This window comes from Mesorhizobium subarcticum (assembly GCF_055456085.1).
Map to the genome: position 1 here is coordinate 167,582 of NZ_JBVBEG010000002.1, position 18,060 is coordinate 185,641.

8 protein-coding genes and 1 pseudogene are annotated in these 18,060 nt (G+C 60.0%); 7 read left to right on the plus strand and 2 right to left on the minus strand.

Annotated elements, in window-relative coordinates; all coding sequences use genetic code 11:
- Positions 1–54 precede the first annotated feature (54 nt).
- Both ACZYHG_RS32690 and ACZYHG_RS32695 read right to left on the minus strand, forming a co-directional pair.
- Complete coding sequence (locus tag ACZYHG_RS32690; protein ID WP_464615197.1) at positions 55–3,588, minus strand: indolepyruvate ferredoxin oxidoreductase family protein; 3,534 nt, start codon at positions 3,586–3,588, stop codon at positions 55–57.
- Between the two features lie 262 nt (positions 3,589–3,850).
- Entirely contained in the window at positions 3,851–5,848 is a 1,998-nt protein-coding gene (locus ACZYHG_RS32695; RefSeq protein ID WP_464615198.1) for a hypothetical protein, read from the minus strand.
- 2,454 nt (positions 5,849–8,302) lie between these two features.
- On the opposite strand from ACZYHG_RS32695, the gene ACZYHG_RS32700 reads away from it, so the two are divergent.
- The 7 genes and pseudogenes from ACZYHG_RS32700 to metK all read left to right on the plus strand — a co-directional run bounded on the left by ACZYHG_RS32700 (position 8,303) and on the right by metK (position 18,034).
- Positions 8,303–8,584 (plus strand): nodulation protein NopC, encoded by a 282-nt coding sequence (locus ACZYHG_RS32700; protein WP_258581033.1) that lies wholly within the window; start codon positions 8,303–8,305, stop codon positions 8,582–8,584.
- A 403-nt stretch (positions 8,585–8,987) separates the two neighbouring features.
- Entirely contained in the window at positions 8,988–9,878 is an 891-nt protein-coding gene (locus ACZYHG_RS32705) for a SctD/MshK family protein (RefSeq protein WP_464615199.1), read from the plus strand.
- A gap of 420 nt (positions 9,879–10,298) precedes the next feature.
- On the plus strand, positions 10,299–12,404 hold the full coding sequence (sctV, locus tag ACZYHG_RS32710; RefSeq protein ID WP_464615200.1) for a type III secretion system export apparatus subunit SctV: 2,106 nt from the start codon (positions 10,299–10,301) through the stop codon (positions 12,402–12,404).
- Positions 12,405–12,419: 15 nt separating this feature from the next.
- Positions 12,420–12,947 (plus strand): tetratricopeptide repeat protein, encoded by a 528-nt coding sequence (locus ACZYHG_RS32715; protein WP_464615201.1) that lies wholly within the window; start codon positions 12,420–12,422, stop codon positions 12,945–12,947.
- Positions 12,948–13,069: 122 nt separating this feature from the next.
- Positions 13,070–13,271: pseudogene (locus tag ACZYHG_RS32720) on the plus strand (IS6 family transposase); the annotation flags it as partial.
- A 2,194-nt stretch (positions 13,272–15,465) separates the two neighbouring features.
- Entirely contained in the window at positions 15,466–16,803 is a 1,338-nt protein-coding gene (locus ACZYHG_RS32725) for a serine hydroxymethyltransferase (RefSeq protein WP_464615345.1), read from the plus strand.
- 55 nt (positions 16,804–16,858) lie between these two features.
- Positions 16,859–18,034: a methionine adenosyltransferase gene (gene metK / locus ACZYHG_RS32730; protein WP_464615202.1), complete on the plus strand. Its 1,176-nt coding sequence runs from the start codon at positions 16,859–16,861 to the stop codon at positions 18,032–18,034.
- The last annotated feature ends 26 nt before the right edge of the window (positions 18,035–18,060 follow it).

Consider the following 18,060-nt stretch of genomic DNA (forward strand, 5'->3'; position numbering starts at 1 on the left):
CCAAGCTTTGCCACAATCGCCTAAAAGAGGACCATGCGCGTACCAGGGCAATCTTTACGTTAAGGTCGGATTGTACAGGGATATACTTGCCACAGAAAGCGGCTTGTTCCGCCGTTCCGGCTCCGGTTTCGCCTCTGCGCTTTCAAGGCGCGCCAGAAGCCGGGCCCGCTCTCCCGCAGCCTTTTCCACGCTGGCCTGCTTGACGTGGCCGTAGCCGCGAATGAGAGCCGGGACTGACGCCAAGGCAGCAGCCGCCTCTAACTTCGCTGGCGTCAGGATGCGGGCGATGCGGTCGACATCGGCCTCGTAGCTTGCGAGCAGGCCGCGCTCCGTCCGCCGCTCGGCGGAATAGCCGAACAGATCGAGCGCTGATCCGCGCAGGCCCTTCAGCGACGCAAGCAGGCTGAATGCCTTCATCATCCCCGGCCCGAAACTTGATTTCTTTGGCTTTCCGTCCGCGCCGCGCCGGCCCATGATCGGGGGCGCGAGGTGGAATTCCAGCCGGTCGTATTCCTGGAATTGCGCCGCCAGTTGGCGCTGGAACGATCCGTCCGTGTAGAGGCGGGCGACTTCATACTCGTCCTTGATAGCCATCAGTTTGAAGAGGTTTTTCGCCACGGCCTCAGCGACCGGGGCGGAGCCCGGCAAGACTGCCTGCTCGGCCTTGCGGACGGCCGCGACACGATCGGCGTAACGCTTCGCATAGGCGGCGTTCTGATAGGCGGTCAGGAACTCCACTCGACGCGCGACGATCTCGTCAAGCGTCTGTGTGATACCGGGCTCCGCCGCCTGGCCAGGCCGGCCGAGCATTCCTTTGACGAAATCCGGCTGATGCGCCGCGCGCCGTCCCCAGCGGAAAGCTGCGATATTCATGGCGACCGACTCGCCATTGAGTTCGATGGCGCGTTCGATCGCGTCCGCCGGCAGCGGCAGCCCGCCATGCTGGTAGGCGAAGCCCAGCATGAACATGTTGGCCCCGAGCGAATTGCCGAACAGCTCCGACGCAGTGCGCGTGGCGTCGAAGAAATGCGCATTGTTTTCGCCGGCAGCCTCGCGAATGGCCTCCTTCAGCCGCTCCACGGGCAGCGAAAAATCGGCCGAGCGCGCGAAGTCGCCCGGCATGATCTCGGCGGTGTTGGCTACGAAAATCGTATGGCCCTCGCGCACCGCCGCCAGCACCTTCTTGGTGCCCGACACGACCAGGTCGCAGCCGAGAACGAGGTCGGCCTTGCCCGCCGAGACGCGGATGGCGTGGATATCCTCAGGGGTTTTTGCGATGCGGACATGTGAAAAGACCGCCCCGCCCTTCTGCGCCAGGCCCGCCATGTCGATCATGCCGCAGCCCTTGCCCTCCAGATGCGCCGCCATGCCGAGGATGGCGCCGACTGTGACGACGCCGGTGCCGCCGACGCCGTCGATGATCGACGACCAGCCGTCGCCATTGAGCGCAAAAAGCTGTGGCTCCAGCACGCCTTCGAGCGGATCGGACTTTCCTGCCATGCCTTCGGCCTTGCGAATCTTCGCGCCATGCACGGTGACGAAGGATGGGCAAAAGCCGTTGACGCAGGAGAAATCCTTATTGCAGCTCGACTGGTCAATGCGGCGCTTGCGGCCGAACTCAGTTTCGACGGGTTGGATCGAGGCGCAGTTGGATTGGACGCCGCAATCGCCGCAGCCTTCGCAGACGAGCTCATTGATGATGACGCGCTTGTCGGGGTCCGGAAAGGTTCCGCGCTTGCGGCGGCGGCGCTTTTCGGCCGCGCAGGTCTGGTCATAAAGCAGCACGGACACGCCCTTCACCTCGCGCAACTGCCGCTGCACCAGGTCGAGATCATCGCGATGGTGGATGGTGGAGCCGGCGGGAAACCCTATCCCGGCAGCGGCATACTTGCGGGGTTCGTCGGTGACGATGGCGATGCGCTCGACGCCCTCGGCGTGCACCTGGCTCGCGATCATGTCGACGGTCAGATTGCCTTCGAGCGGCTGGCCACCAGTCATAGCGACGGCGTCGTTGTAGAGAATCTTGTAGGTGATGTTGGCCTCGGTTGACAGCGCGAAGCGGATCGCCAGCGTGCCGGAATGGTTGTAGGTGCCGTCGCCGAGGTTCTGGAAGATGTGGTCGCGCTTCGAGAACGGCGCCTGGCCGACCCATTGCGCGCCCTCCCCGCCCATCGCGGTGAAGCCGACCGTGGAGCGGTCCATCCACAGCGCCATGAAGTGGCAGCCGATGCCGGCGGTAGCGATCGAGCCTTCCGGCACTTTGGTCGAGGAATTGTGCGGGCAGCCGGAGCAGAAGAATGGCGTGCGCACGCCAATGTCCTTCTTGTCGGCAAGCATCGCCTGGAACTGCTTTAGCCGAGCGACCCGTGCAGAAATCTCCTCCGACGGTCCGATCGTCTCGACGATGCGCTCGCCGAGCGCGATCGCGATATCATTAGGGTCGAGGGAACCCTTGGCCGGGAAAAGCCAGCCGCCGCGCTCGTCCTTCTTGCCAATCACCATGGGCTGCATGGCCGTGTTGTAGAGGCTCTCGCGCAGCTGGACTTCGATCAGCGAGCGCTTCTCCTCGACGACGATCACCTTCTCCAGGCCACGCACGAAATCCGCAATGTGCTCGAAGTCGAGCGGCCACGGGCAGCCTATCTTGAACAGCCGCACGCCGAGCTGGTTGGCGCGGGCTTCGTCGACGCCGATATCCTCCAGCGCCTGGCGTACGTCAAGATAGCTCTTGCCGATGGTGATGATGCCGATCTTCGGATTTCGGCCGCCCGAATAGACGATTCGATTGAGATCATTGGCCTTGATGAAGGCCGCCGCTGCGGCACGCTTGTGTTCGTGCAGACGCGCTTCCTGGCCGAGCTGGTCTAGCTCGTGGCGGATATTCAAACCGCTGGGCGGCATGTCGAACTCGGGGATGATGATGTTCAGCCGGTCAAGCGACGCATCCACCGAAGCCGTCGATTCGATATTGTCCTTGACGCATTTGATCGCCGCCCAGGTACCGGCGAAGCGCGACATGGCGTAGCCGTAAAGGCCGTATTCGATCAGTTCCTGCACGCCCGCCGGATTGAGGATTGGGATCATGGTATCGACGAACACGAACTCGGTGGCGTGCGCGTTGCTGGATGATTCCGCCATGTGGTCGTCGCCCATCAGGGCGAGCACACCGCCATACCTGGACGATCCGGCGAGATTGGCGTGGCGAAAAACGTCGCCGGAGCGGTCGACGCCCGGACCCTTGCCGTACCAGATCGAAAAAACGCCGTCATATTTGCCTTCGCCGAGCAGTTCCGTCTGCTGCGTACCCCAGCAGGCCGTAGCGGCCAGTTCCTCGTTCAGCCCGGGCTGGAAAACGATGCTGGCGTCGGCAAGCTGCCGTTTGGCTTTCCAGAGCTGGAGGTCGAGACCGCCGAGCGGCGAGCCGCGATAGCCCGAAACGAAGCCGGCGGTGTTAAGCCCCGCGCGGCGATCGCGCTCGCGCTGCATGAGGAGCATACGCACGACCGCCTGCGCGCCCGACAGGAAGATGCGCTCCTTGGAAAGGTCGAATTTGTCGTCGAGCGCAACGTCATGAAGCGTCATCTGCAATTCCTTCGACGCGACAGCTCAAATCGGGCGTCCGCTTCAGACAAGTTTTGGCCGGAGTGTTCCGCACACCAGCGCCGCTCGCCCTTTTTGCGATAGTTGAGGTCCGGGGCCGGCAACCCGTGCAGTTCGCGGCATACGCTGTTTGGCTCAAGACCAGAGAGGCTCAACTGCCAGCATCTGGACCAACAACCCTCTGGCCTCCAGATTTCGGAGGTATGACTCATGGTGTCACCACAAGCGGCACTTTACTGCGAGCCCCCGACTATATCGCGTGTCGAGCGGCCGGTGTCGACCGGTGCTCCACCGCGGCAAGCGGATGGCGTGGGTGGCCGCTGAGCCCTCCGGTCAACAGGGACTTGCAGAACGCAGGGGTGAGCTTGCCGCGGTGGATTACGACGTTCTCGTGACCGATCGCAGCCCGGGCGTCCTGCCACTGGCGATTGTGGCCGCGCTGTTCATTGGATTTGACGTGGCAAGCGACGAAGTCGGCGTCATTCAGCGTCGCCAACTGCCCCGCATCTACCGACTCCTTCGTATGGATGTGCACCCACATCGGTTTCGGCATTGCACCATTGCGCAGCGCCTTGGGCTGCAGCCGGATTTCGAACAGCGTCCCTGGCTCCCCCCTCAACGGCTGCGGTGGATCCGCAGGCGTCAACTCCTTGGCCTGCCGCAAGTGTTCAAGGTACTTCTGCGACGGAAATGCGTAGGTCTTCATGCATTCGATCGTAATCGTGGCCTTTTGCTCTTTCAAAGCCTTTGCCAGTCCCTGCGCCTGGCCCAACATTCTCTTGAGCTGTTCTGTGTCTTCGTGCACTTTGGGTACTTGCGAAGGCGAGAGTCGGAGGAGACTATCATGCTGCTTAAACGCGGCCAGACAGGCCTGCATCTCGGCGGCCTGGGTCTGCAGACGCTCGACCACGGTGTCCACGACGTGTTCGGCGTTCTCGGGTTTCATCTTGCGCGCTTGCGAGACAGCCTTTTGCTGACCAGCCAGATCGAACTTCAGGAGTTCGGCCAACCGTGCCAGCATCTGCTCCGAAGCCGGGGCCTGCCAGATCGCCAAGCGTGCCGCCGCCGACGCACTCGCATCCGGCGCCTCCTCCGCACTCACGAGCTTTTTCGTACCTAGATCGGAAAGCACGACAACCTTGGCTGCTGGCGCCGGGTCGCCGTCGTTTGCAGCGACTTGCGGCTCCGGCTGGCCGGCGGCCGAAGAGCTAGCACCGGCGGCCGAAGTGCCGGCGCCAGCGGCCTGCCTGTCTTTCCCTTTCCCTTTCGCTTTCCGTTTCTTGCCCACTGCAGTGCCTTGGGCCCCTGCAGCCTCGCTGGCAGTGTCGGCCGGTATCGCAGCGCGAGCGTCGGCCGGCGGTGCAATGATGGCTTTGGTCTGCAGTTGTTGTGCCAAGGTTTCGGCGATTGGAGCCGTGCCGGCAGTGCCGGCCGGTTTTGCAGCACCAGCGGCTGCCGGCGATGCAATGATGGCTGGCGACTTCGGCTGCAGTTCCAGGAAGTGCATGACCTCGTGCGCAGTGATCCATGCGTCGTCCACGATCTGGCCCAACAGTTCCAATGGGAGGCCGGCACCTGTTCGGTCATCGCCTAACTTGGCAAGCATGTCGTGCAACGCCAATCCAAATTCCGAAAGCCGTTCCATGACTCCTTCCAGCACGGCGCGGTGCTCTGCGTCGAGTGGGCGCCCTTCGCTGGACATCACAGCGTCGCGGGTCGAGTGGAATGCCGGAAAAACGTCGCTGATGAAGGTCCCCAGCAGACGCACCTTCCGGTCCTCACCTATGAGGATTTCCCTCACGGCTGCTTCGAATGTGCTCGCCAGCGGCTCAATCTTGAGCTGCGCGAGAGCGACCCGCGATTGCAGCACCATGACCTTCAAATTCGCTGCCCAGCCGGTGTGCAGGCGCAGTGCGGCCTGTTCGCCCTCTCGCATCTCGGCCGTTGCGCTCGGTAAGTTGGCAGTGGCGGCGCAGACGGACCGCATCCGTTCGCAGCGCCGCAGCTTCTTTTCCCACCACTCCATGAGGGCCACATAGTGCTTCGCCACACTGGAAACTGCTCGGCTCAGCTGGTCGCGGGGAGTGTTGGATGCGCGCAACTTGTGGAGTACCGCGTCCGCAGCCTCCCTTTTTTCGCGCAAGTCGTGGAGTATATTGGTGGCCAACGTGTTGCATTGCTTCGCCCGATTGAGCGTTTCGTCGCGGAATTCACGCGCCCGATCGTCGGACAGAATGCTACGCGCCACTGCCGGGGCAGGCTTGCGTAGTAGTTCAGAACTGTCGAGCCTGCATTGATGAGCCGATCCATCTGATCTTGCGCCTCCTCCCACGAGTTGTGTCCGCGCAGGGCCGCATCACGGCAACCGTCAAGCTCGTTAAGCAGGCCGAGCATTCGTAGCTTTGCCGCGTTGATTTCTTCGCCTGTCAAAGAAATGGGAACTGCCACACTCGAACTTGCAGGCTGGCTGGCGACCGGCGCCGTAGCTCCGCCCTCGGACGCCGTGGCTCCACCCTCCGAGACTGAGGGAAAATCGCGTTGCCGCGCAATCGCTGCAGGTGGCGCAGCGGCTTCACGTGGCGCAGCAGTCAGGGTTCGATGTTCGCCAACGGAGTGGCCGGAAGACCCGTCGCCCAGGGCATCATCGGCACCGCGCGCGGAGGATGTCCCTCTATCTTGAGCCCCAGAGCGGATCCGCTCGACAACGGATCCGAACAATTGACTGCCTTCCCCAGGAGCAACACTGGATTGCGAGCGCGAACTGCTCGCCCCCAACGTGCTGTCGGCTCCAGCATTCCCTATGCGCGATCTGCCAGATCGACCAATGCCCGTCATATTATGTCTCCGATATTGGCAAGAATGCGCCCATTGTGTTGGGTCTGATGTCGCTCAGCCGTAGTGGATCTGGCCCCTGACCTGCGGGAGCTTGGTGCGCCCTGTACCACTGCTCTTTGTCCTCAGCAGAGACTAGTGTGGGCTTGCTTGCTGCCTTCACCGGCACGGTTGTTCGCCCACTTACGCCGAAAAATGAGCTGCCGCTGGAACCTGCTCCGGCTAAGCGCATCCGGGCAGCCATGTCTGCAAACCTTTGGCTTCTGCGTCCGATCGCCGGGCGGTTACCAAGGTCAGCTTAGCCAAAGTGGGGGTAGTGCACGTCGGACGAGCCACCAATTGACCATACATGACGATTCGCACTCCTATGTTTCGCATTGAGTTCAGGCTGGCTTGGCGTGGCAGGTCTAGACCGCCTAGCTGACGATTAGCTGACGAAGGGCTCCTCGGGACGCAAAAACCGACCTGGCTCATGCGTTAGCGATTGGGGTATCTTAGTTGGACGTGAAGGGAGCGCGACGGAAATGTCAGGCGAGGGCTCGGGCCATAACTTCCATTCCGCGATAGCGTTGACGCGATGGAGCGCTTTGAGCCGGCTGCGCGAACAAATTACGGAAGGTCGAGAAGATCGAAGAAGTGCTGCAGGTTTTCCAGCGAACGGAAGCCTTGCTCGTGCGCTTTCGCAGCGGCTCGTGGGAATTCTTGGTCCAATGTTAGGGCCCCTGTGCGCGCGGTGCTCGACATCCGGGATGACCTGCCGTTTCGTCGCTCTGTAGGAACGCAGTTGTCGGTAATGATGCGCGTTGGTGCCAGGCCTGTTCTTCAGCAGACGATGAGCAGGCGCCTAGCGCCCTTGGTACTGTGGCGATCCTGGACGTTCCCGTCGAGAACATATCAGTCCTGCTCGACAGCCCGCCACAACCCATGAACGTGCGTCTACCCCAGCGCCTCCTCACAAGATCAGCGCGAGAGCCGTGCCCTCCCCTGATGCGGTCGACTGCAGGTTCCCAAATGGCCGAGTTCCCGGTTCGGCCAATACCGGTCATGGTCTAGCTCCGATGCAGGGGAGATACGTTCAGCGTTGTCGGTGATCCTCAGACGCTTGGTCGTCGAGCGCTGCCTGGCCCAAAAAACGCAACCGCCGCTTCTCTTCGTGCCACGTCGATTCCGGCGTGGCGCCCTGCTTGATGTCAACGCTCTCGCGCAAAAAGGATGGCAATGATCCAGTGGACACCGCGTTTAGTTCCCCGAAGCTACGTTGGTGGCCCGCTGAAAAAACTTCGCATCGAAGGCGGGGAGCACAAACGCGCTCAGGCCGGCGGGTCACTGACCGGCAGCGGCTATTGATAGCGCAGTGGCGCAGCCTGGACGCGCCGGAAGCGTAGGACGACCGAATGGATATCCAGGTGATGCGCACGCAGTAGCACCGTAGGTTGGGCGGCCGACGCACGGATCGAAGACGTTTAATATTGGCACAAACAGGCGTCGCGTGCGTGCGATCGGTGACTAAGAGGGAGCGGAGAGCAGGAGTACGGCCACAGCACAGCTGATGGCAGGCGGCAACCGCGTCACCTGTGAAGAGGACCGCACCGACGGTGGGCGCTCAGTCACGGCATGACATGTCCTGGCTTTCTTTGCGCGTTCTTAAGGCGACAACATCATTCGCGTCACTACAACTGCCGCGCTAGAACCGACTGTCCACATCATGACCTTGCCGCGCACGAAGGCCAGATCGTGCACGACCATCTATTTTGAGGTAGCGCCGCATTTTGTTGAGACTCGTCAGCTTCTCGAAAGCTCACGCTCATAGCTTGAGGAGATTGAGCTTGTTACGCGTCGCCGCCAATGGAAACAGATGCCGGAGTAACTGATGGTCGCAGCAATTGGTAGTGGAGGTGGCAACATCGGTGTTTCCTTGGCCCAAAAGGGCCATGGACATTCGAATGGACAGCCGCATCAAGGATCCTCCGGGTCTTCTGGTCAGAGCAGGCCGGTTGGCGGGAGCGAACCGGCGGATCGTCCAACCATTTCTGACCAAGCTGCAGTTCAAAGCGAGTTCGAAAGCACTCTTCGTGCGGTTGCGCTGCAAATTGCGAGCGATGCCATGGATGAAGCGGAGGATGCTATGGCAGAAACTGAAGAGGATGCCTGACGTTGGATGGTCCGCGTCAGGACGTGCGTGCTGTTGCTGACGGCACAGTTTGAACAGAAAGGAAAACAACATGAGTAAAGTAGGTACTGCTACTAGTGCGGCTGGTACTGCCGCCTCAGGTGCTGTAGACGTAGCTACCAAAGCTGCTGGGGCTGCCGCGTTCCAGGCGCAACTCGCGGAGCTAACGGCGGTTAGCTTGGAGGCTACGGCTAGGAGTATACAGCTGCGCACTCTTACGACCAACCTCAACACAATCAAGAAGGCGGCCGACGAGCGCGTTCAGTAGTGTCGGAAGCGGGGCTCTAGAGTAGCCCCGAACGTGTCCCCAAGTGGCGCGATGTGGAACCAAGATAAGCCGCATGGCAATTGCCGTGCGGCTTCCTTCTTGTTCGGGAGATCATCCTTGAATGACGCCGTTTCCCTTCATTTCGAAGTTCTGTCGGGGCTCTATTGCGGACTGACCGGTAAGGCGGCTCTAGAAACGGGCTTGATCGGCAGTGGCCTCGATGCGGATATAATCTTCGTCGAGCAAGGACTCGCGCCGCATCATTTTCGTATGACTCTTCTTGGCAATTCGATCGAGGTCGAGGCGCTTGCAGCCGGCCTCAGGATGGAAGACAACAGGAATATTGCGGCAGGGGAGTGCGTTGTGGTGCCCCTTCCGGTCGTCATTCATGCAGGCGCGATGTCCATTCTCTGGTCAGTGCAGGATGCTGCGCCAGCCAGTGCGATCGGCATACCACGTCTTTCCATCTCCGTGCTTGCCTTGGTGTTACTCGGCTCTCTCGGGATCGGCGCGCTCTCGGCCATTTTCTCCTACTACGGCAACGCTGGTGCATTGAGCACCAATTCACCTGGTGCCGACCTTGAGTCCAAGCTGAGCAGTAACCGCGCTGACGATCAGACTAACGTGGCAGCGGCCAAAGACCTGCAACAGGAAGTCTACAAAGCGGGCCTGCTCAATATTAAGATCGGCTCCGCAAAGGGTGTTGTGACCGCTGAAGGGACCGTCACGTCTGCATCGGTCATCGGTTGGCAGAAGGTTCAGCAGTGGTTCGATCATCGCACGAAGGGCGCTCTAACACTGGTCAATGGAGTGGTCATCAAAGAGGAGAAGGCGCCATCCGCAATCGCCGTTGAAGCTGTTTGGCGCGGGCCCCTGCCGTATGTCGTAATCGCTGGTGAGAAGTATTTTGTCGGCGCCATTTTGGATGATGGGTGGATGGTCGATCGGATCGAGGACCGTCGTGTGCTGCTGAGCCGAAATGGCCGCCTTGCTGCTCTCCCGTATTAATGATTTCCAAGTTCGCAGGCCATATTAAGGAGAACGCCATGGTCAAGCTGCCCCACCTATCCTGTCGCCTCGCTATCGTGCGCTGCGTGAAGGCATCGTCGTCCCGAGGGACGAGTTACGGCGAATTGTGCTGCTCCGGCAGAACCGGAGCAGCTTAATCAAAGGCTAGCTGCTCCGGTTGCGGCTCGCTGCCCACGGTAGTTCTCGGGATATTCAGCTGCTGCGGCTTTTCGCGTATGCGTTCATCTCGAAGGTCATCGGCGGTGAGGCCCTTACGGTTCTGGACAGACTGGGTACACCTCCTGGCAAGCCGTCCTCGTGCCTGCCTCTCGTTCTCAAGCGCAAGCGATGCCCTCTGATGGGTCTTCGAAAGCTGCGTAGCAGCAGAGCAATTCTCAAACCATCATAGAGGGGCCTCGGATGGCCAACGTTTTGCGTAACTTCATCGAGCGTGCGCCGGCCAACCCGGACTTAATGGTCGCGTTGATGCTGCTTCTAGCCGTAGCTATGATGGTCATGCCAATCCCGATCATGGTGATCGACACGCTGATCGGATTCAATATGGGATTGGCCATACTGCTGCTATTGGTCGCCCTGTATGTCAGCACGCCACTCGATTTTTCGTCGTTGCCCGGCGTCATTTTGATATCCACGGTATTCCGTCTGGCGCTCACCATCGCAACGACGCGACTGATCCTGGCCGAGGGGGAGGCAGGTAGCATCATCCACACCTTCGGCGATTTCGTAATCTCAGGCAATATCGTCGTAGGTTTTGTCATATTTCTGGTCGTGACCATGGTGCAATTCATGGTCCTCGCGAAGGGCGCCGAACGTGTCGCAGAAGTGGCGGCGCGCTTCACGCTCGACGCTCTGCCGGGCAAGCAAATGGCGGTCGACGCAGAGTTACGCAACGGCCATATCGATGCCAACGAATCGCGCAGGCGGCGCGCCACATTGGAGAGGGAAAGCCAACTTTATGGCGCGATGGATGGCGCGATGAAATTTGTGAAGGGCGACGCCATTGCCGGGCTGGTGGTTATCTTCATCAACATGCTGGGTGGGATTTCGATCGGCCTGCTCTCGAAGGGCATGTCGTTCGGCGAGGTGCTGCATCACTATACTCTGCTGACGATAGGTGATGCGTTGATCTCGCAGATTCCGGCCCTGCTGCTCTCAATTACGGCGGCGACCATCGTCACTCGCGTAACTGGGGCTGCAAGTTCCAACCTTGGTACGGACATAGTCAAGCAACTCACCGCCAGTAAGCGAGCATTGCGGCTGGCGGCCTGCGTCTTGGTTGTGATGGGGTTCGTTCCTGGTTTCCCCCTGCCCGTCTTTCTGATCTTGGCCGCAGTCTTCGCCGCGGCAAGCATTGTCAAGGGTGATGTGCCGGGCGCCGGCAAGGTCGATGCTGCAACTGCAGCGCCAGTAGAGAAGGAAACCGTCCCTGCAGAGGCATGTCCGATCGCCTTCTTCCTTGCGCCGAGCCTTACGCATGCGATCGACCAAGTTGAATTGCAACAGCACATTGCACGCGTTTCGCAACTAGTCTCAGCCGATCTCGGCATTGTCGTTCCGCGCATCCCAGTCGCGGTCGACCAGCAGCTGCCCGAGTCGCAATTCAGGATAGATGTCGAGGGCGTGCCAGTCGAACAGGATTTGATTAATCCGACACAGCTCACCCTCACAGACGATCTGGCGAGCATTGAATCGAGCGGCATCCCATTTCGGCATGATCCAGAAATGGACAAAATCTGGGTTGAACAAAGCCATGCGCCGGCTCTCAATGCCGCCGGCATCGGGCATCACCGTCCCAGCGAACGCCTCGCGTTGCGTATCCATGCGACCTTGACCCGCTATGCACCGCGCTTGGTGGGCATCCAAGAAACCCGCCATTTGCTGGGTCGCATGGAGCGGGAATACGCTGATCTGGTGAAGGAGGTGCTGCGCACCACGCCAATCCCTCGGATTGCCGAAGTGCTGCGCCGCCTGCTGGATGAAGGTATCCCCATCCGCAATACCCGACTCGTCTTGGAGGCATTGGCCGAATGGAGCGAACGTGAGCAAAACGTCGCACTGCTCACGGAATACGTCCGTTCTGGCATGAAGCGGCAGATCTGTCACCGCTATGCCACACACGGAATCGTGCCCGCCTTCGTTATCGAACGTGAGACTGAGGATTTCATGCGCAGCGCCGTTCGGGATTCGGCTGCAGGCCCATATCTCGTGTTAGAGGATCGGCAAAGCGAAGCGCTGCTGTCACAGGTGCGTCAGATCCTTTCCAGCGCAGCACCGGGTCAGACCCTCCCTGTCGTATTGACTTCAATGGATGTCCGGCGTTTCGTCCGCGGTTTTCTAAGCCGAAACGGGATCGATCTTGCTGTTCTGTCTTATCAGGACCTCGCCTCCGACTTCACGATTCAGCCCGCCGGATCGATCAAGCTCCGACTGGAACCAATATTGGAACGTCACGGAAACCGCGCAATATCGGCGTTGCCGCCAACTGACAGCCAAAGCGCTCGATGATAGGGAAAACCAAGCATGAATTCACATGAGAATGCAGCTGCGCCGTACTCAGTTCTCTTCGCAGTGCTCGCCATTCTGCCTCTCGCGGGTTGCACTAGCTGGAATAAGCCGGGTCTTTCAGTGAAGGAGACATCGCCACCAGAGTTGCTGGGCGCCAATAACATCGATCCGGCTATGCGCGAACGCATTTGGCGCGCAGTCAGTCAGGATTCTCAAGTGCAGGCTTTGCGGGATGATCTGAAGCAGCATCCGGACAATGTCGATGCGGCAATCCGTCTTACGAAGGCCTTGCTGGCGCAGGAACGCGCGCATGAGGCGCTTCAGGTACTCGACAGCGTCTTAGTTGCCGTCCCAGGAAATTTGCGTGCATTGAATGCGAAGGGAGTTGTCTTGGATAACGAGGGGCGGCATGACGCGGCACAAGCGCTATACCGCCAAGCTCTCGAAGCAGAGCCAGAGAATCAGATGTTGCACCATAATCTCGACCTGTCGCTAGCGTTTGACGGGAAGTCCAAACGGAGTGCGTTGGCACCATCGCGATAGAGGCATAGCGGGAGCGCTGTACGCGAGCTGTGACGGCATTGGGCCTACACAAGCGGACACAGCAGGTATGCAGGCGGTATTACGTTAACTGGCGGTCAGCTCTTGGAGCATAGGGCGACGGTATGAACGGATCGCCCGTTAGCTACAATCGCCACCGCCGCCCGAGGTCATTGCTCACGCGGTCCGGCTTTATTCCGATTTCCGCTGAGCTTGGGTCTGGTTGACGAAATGCTGCTGGAGCGCGGCATTGTGGTCCCCTACGAGACAATCCGTCGTTGGGTCAGGAAGTTCCGGATCGAGTACATTCGACGACTGAGCAGGCGATGATCGACAAAGTATTTGAGACGGTATTGCAGCGCGGGGCGGCGGCTCTTGCATCGAAGCGGCAATCTGCTGCGGCGTCCCCGCCCTGGTGGTTATGCGGGGCGCATCTATGATGCGACATGGCGCGGCACAAGCGCTATCTCGGCAAGCTCTCGAAACAGAGACGTTGCACTCCGGGAAGTCGAGCGGAGTGCACTGGCACGATCGCGGGCGCGGCAGCCATGGTCGTTCCTGATCCTGCATGCTGCGGCCGAGCCGTCGGGCACATTCCATCCCCTTTGCTAGCCTCACGAGGCGTGCACGCGAGAAGCGATGGCGCTGAGGCGAGCACCGCATGTGTTCGAGCGGGATGCCGGAACTGCACCTGATGTCGAGACGATCTCTTCCATGGCGGGGGCGCTTGTCGCGTGGTGGTAGCAGGTCAGATGGGGGGCTTGAGGCCAACGAGGTGGCGGCCGTCGAGATCGGCACGCCTGTTGCCGCCGGAACCGAGATCCACCGGTTCGGTGGCGCACTCCGGGGGAGCGGATCCGGCAGCCCTGCGTGGGTCACTGTCTGGCGTGTGCGTTCCGGCAGGACTCACAGCCGACACTGTTATGGCCCCTCTGGTTGATCAAGGCTCGCAAATTGCCACCCTGCCATGAATTTCCTCATTGCTTTGACAACTGGCGCTTTCGAGAAGCCGACGAGTCGAAGGTCGTCGAAGGCCAATGAGGGCCGCGGTGATTTGGCCCTCTGGGCGGGGGCAACTGCGGTCGAGCATCCGGACGACAGACTGACTTCGCGGGCCGCGCGGTTCAGCACAAGCGTCAGCGGCTCGCCCGATTGCACAATTTACTCGTTGCCGTTCTCGCACCTCGCGCTCCGTGTTGTCGGGTTTGTCGCGTCCCAAACAGGGTGATGTTTCAGTCGGCGTGCCGCCGCACTCTCAGTTGAGCCATTGAATAGACATTCGGAACGGTTGTTCTGAGGCGCTTCCTGCGCGGGTTGGCATGACTCTTGAGGTTCTCATTGTGCGGCGGCACCTGCCGCGGACCGGCATCACGGATTCATCGTCCTATTTGAGCTCTAGAAAGGAGACAACAATGAGGGCGGATATGTCAGCTTACGGTTTGACCGAATTATCTCCAGAAGAAGCCTCTGCAATTTCGGGAGGGCTATTCTGGGGAGTAGTTTCATTTTCCAGGAAAGCCGAGGTTCGATCCGACGCTGACCCGTGGGCGGGGGGCTACGAGCCGGTGCCGGACCGAACCGTCTCAGGCAACGCCGCGTATCTCGTCAAACATTGGGGCATCGGCGCGGCTAAATTGTGGCGAAACCGTGTCAAATTGTCGCGAATCCCAACAGACACTCCCTCAACGTGACAGGACGTTTCGCAAACAGCGCGGCGCCCCCTACTGGCCGGGCTAAGGACGGCATCGAAAGGTTTACCGGCCGGCGCTTCCAAAAACACTGATCCAGTCGTGCAAAAACGACAGACGAGGTAGACGTTTGATTCCGCATACCTGCCTGGCCAAGCAGTTCGCCGGCCTCACTGCCTGACCAGCATATCGCAATGTCCATTTTCTGTGGTTGAAATATATCCTTCAACGAAATTCACAGAGACTTAGCGCAAAAAATTGTCGGCAATGATACGCTCGCCACAACATCCAAGTCCCTGGCGGAAAAACCCTGACTTGTTTCATATGTCCGGCCGCCGCGCAGCATTTAGTCTTCGATTGAGCGAATGCCAAGATGAGATCTCATCCTGGTTGAAGGAGATGGAAGTGGCAATGTTTGCTTATGCTACCCGGATTGGTGCTGACCGATGATGACACTGGTCAGACGTCTGCGGACGGCAGCGCATCTTGATCGCCTTCGAATCCTGGGCCTTTGCGCGCATGCAGACCTAACTGTCTGCCAGCTGGCCGAGATTCTGGGTCTGCGTCGCGAGCACGTCCTGCGACACCTTAGGCTGCTCGCCAGAGCCGATTTTCTTTGGTGCGACGATCAACGTCGGTCCTACTATCTGAAAGCAGGAGGCAAGGACGGCGGGCTGGTTCAATTCTTGGTCGATCTCCTGCCCCCCAACCATGGCCGTCATAAACGAGACCTACAACGCCTCGAAGCGACGATGCAAGACGCTCGGGCGAAGGGGACCTCCTGCTTAATCGTCGAGACAGACCAACCCAAAAAAGCGGAGCGCGAAACTATCATGGACAACTCCGCCGACGGCGCCATCGCGCAGCCCGACACCTACGGACGGTCTCCCTTGGCCGCGGTCGATTGCCGCGTTCACGAACTGCTTCTAAGACAGGAGCGGCAGGAGCGCACGACGCTCAAACTGATCGCTTCTGAGAACTTCGCCTCTTCGGCCGTGCTGGAAGCGACCGGCTCGATTTTCACGAACAAGTACGCCGAGGGATACCCCGGTGCGCGCTACTACGCGGGAAACGAGATCGTCGATGAGCTTGAGAACCTCGCCATTGAGCGCTTGAAAACATTATTTGGCAGCGAACACGCCAACGTCCAGCCTTATTCCGGCTCGCCGGCCAATCAGGCTGTCTATCGCGCGCTTTTGAGCCCGGGAGACAAGGTGATGGGCTTGTCTCTCCCCGGTGGGGGTCATCTGACACATGGATGGGCCGTCAACTTCTCCGGCGCTGATTACAAACGCGTCTCCTATGGCCTCCACGAAAAGACGCAGCAGATTGACTATCACCGCTTGCGCGAGACGGCCAAGCGGGAACGGCCGAAACTCATTTGGGTCGGCGGAACGGCTTATCCGCGTGTTTTTGACTATGCGGCAATGGCCGAAATCGCTTCGGAGGTGAACTCCTATCTGGTGGCCGACATCGCACACATCAGTGGCCTGATTGTCGCAGGAGCGCACCCGAACCCCGTCGGCCATTGCGACGTCGTCAGCAGCACCTCTCACAAGTCAATCCGCGGTCCCCGCGGGGGCTTCATTTTGTCAAGGAATGAAGATCGCTACCAGGCGCTCTATCATCCGAAAAGCAAACACAATCTCGCCAAACGTATAGACCGTGCGGTGTTCCCTCTCCTGCAGGGCGGACCGCATATGAATATCATCGCCGCTCTAGCTGTCACTTTGCAGGAAGCCGCGAACCCGTCCTTCCGTGTCTACGGTCAGCAGATCGTCAAGAATGCCAAGGCGCTGGCCCAGGCGCTTCTGGAGCGAGGGTATGACCTGGTCACCGGGGGGACTGACAATCACATGCTGATCCTTGATATGCGCGATCGACCTCTGTCAGGCAAAGCCTATGCGGAGCGATTGGCAAAGGCAGGCATCATTACGAATTTTAACATGGTGCCGGGCGACCCGCGCCATCCGGCGGTCACAAGCGGAATTCGCCTGGGGTCGCCAGCAATGACGTCCATGGGCATGCGCGAGGCGGAAATGGTGCAGATCGCCGCCTTCATCGACCTGGTCTGCCGCCAGCCCGACGACCCAGATGTCCATGCCAGGGTGCGAAGAGAGGTCGCCGACTTCTGCGCTGCGTTTGAGGTCCCCGGCATCACCGACAAGTAAGGCGGGCAAATCGAAGGTCGCCACCTAACTCCAACATCTGAAGCGAGGACATTCAATGACCAGGCAGTTCGTATTCTCTTCCGAATCCGTCGGCGCAGGACACCCGGATAAGATGGCCGACAACATCTCGGATGCCATCCTGGATGCGATCCTCCGCACCGATCCGAAGGCGCGCGTCGCGTGCGAAGCGTTGGTGAAAACAGGGATGGTCGTTCTGGCTGGCGAGATCACCAGCGATGCGCAGGTCGATTACAGCCAAGTTGCCCGCGAGACGATACTCGATATTGGATACGATGACGATGCCATCGGATTTGATGGTCGCCGTTGCGCCGTCGTTCTGGCTCTCACCGAGCAGTCGCCCGACATTAGCCAGGGCGTTGACGAGGGACGAGGGCAGGATCTCGACCAGGGAGCGGGGGACCAGGGCCTCATGTTCGGGTTCGCATGCAGCGAGACCGATACACTCATGCCTTTGCCGATCCAACTCGCCCACAGTCTGACGAAAAGGCAGGCGGAGGTGCGGAAGGCGGGACAGCTTGGCTGGCTGCGCCCGGACGTAAAATCTCAAGTGTCCGTCCGCTATGAAGGTTTGCGCCCGGTGGCGCTGGATACCATAGTCCTGTCGACGCAGCATGCGGAGGAAGTCTCACAAGAAACGGTCCGCGAAGGCGTCATCGAGGAGATCATAAAGCCGGTCCTGCCTCCCAACTTGGACACGACGGGGATCAGGTTCCTGGTCAATCCAACCGGCCGGTTCGTCGTCGGTGGGCCGCGCGGCGACTGCGGGCTCACCGGACGCAAGATCATCGTCGATTCCTACGGTGGGATGGGACGTCACGGCGGCGGCGCCTTCTCGGGCAAGGACCCATCCAAGGTTGACCGCTCGGCCGCCTATGCGGCGCGGTACGTCGCAAAGAATGTCGTTGCCAGCGGCCTTGCGGAGGTCTGCGAGGTTCAGCTTGCCTACGCAATCGGCGTGGCTGCCCCGGTGTCTATCCTCGTCAACACTTTCGGGACCGCAAAGATCGAGGAAAAAAAGATCGAGCGCCTTATTCTCGATCTTTTCGATCTCCGACCGAAAGGCATCATCAAGATGCTTGATCTCTTGCGCCCGATTTACCGCAAGACCGCGACATACGGACACTTCGGCCGTGAAGAGCCTGAGTTCACCTGGGAAAGGACGGACAGAGCCGAGGACTTGCTGCGTGAGGCAGGACCCGGAGCCGCGTGAGGGCCGACGCCGGATCGAGCGCCATG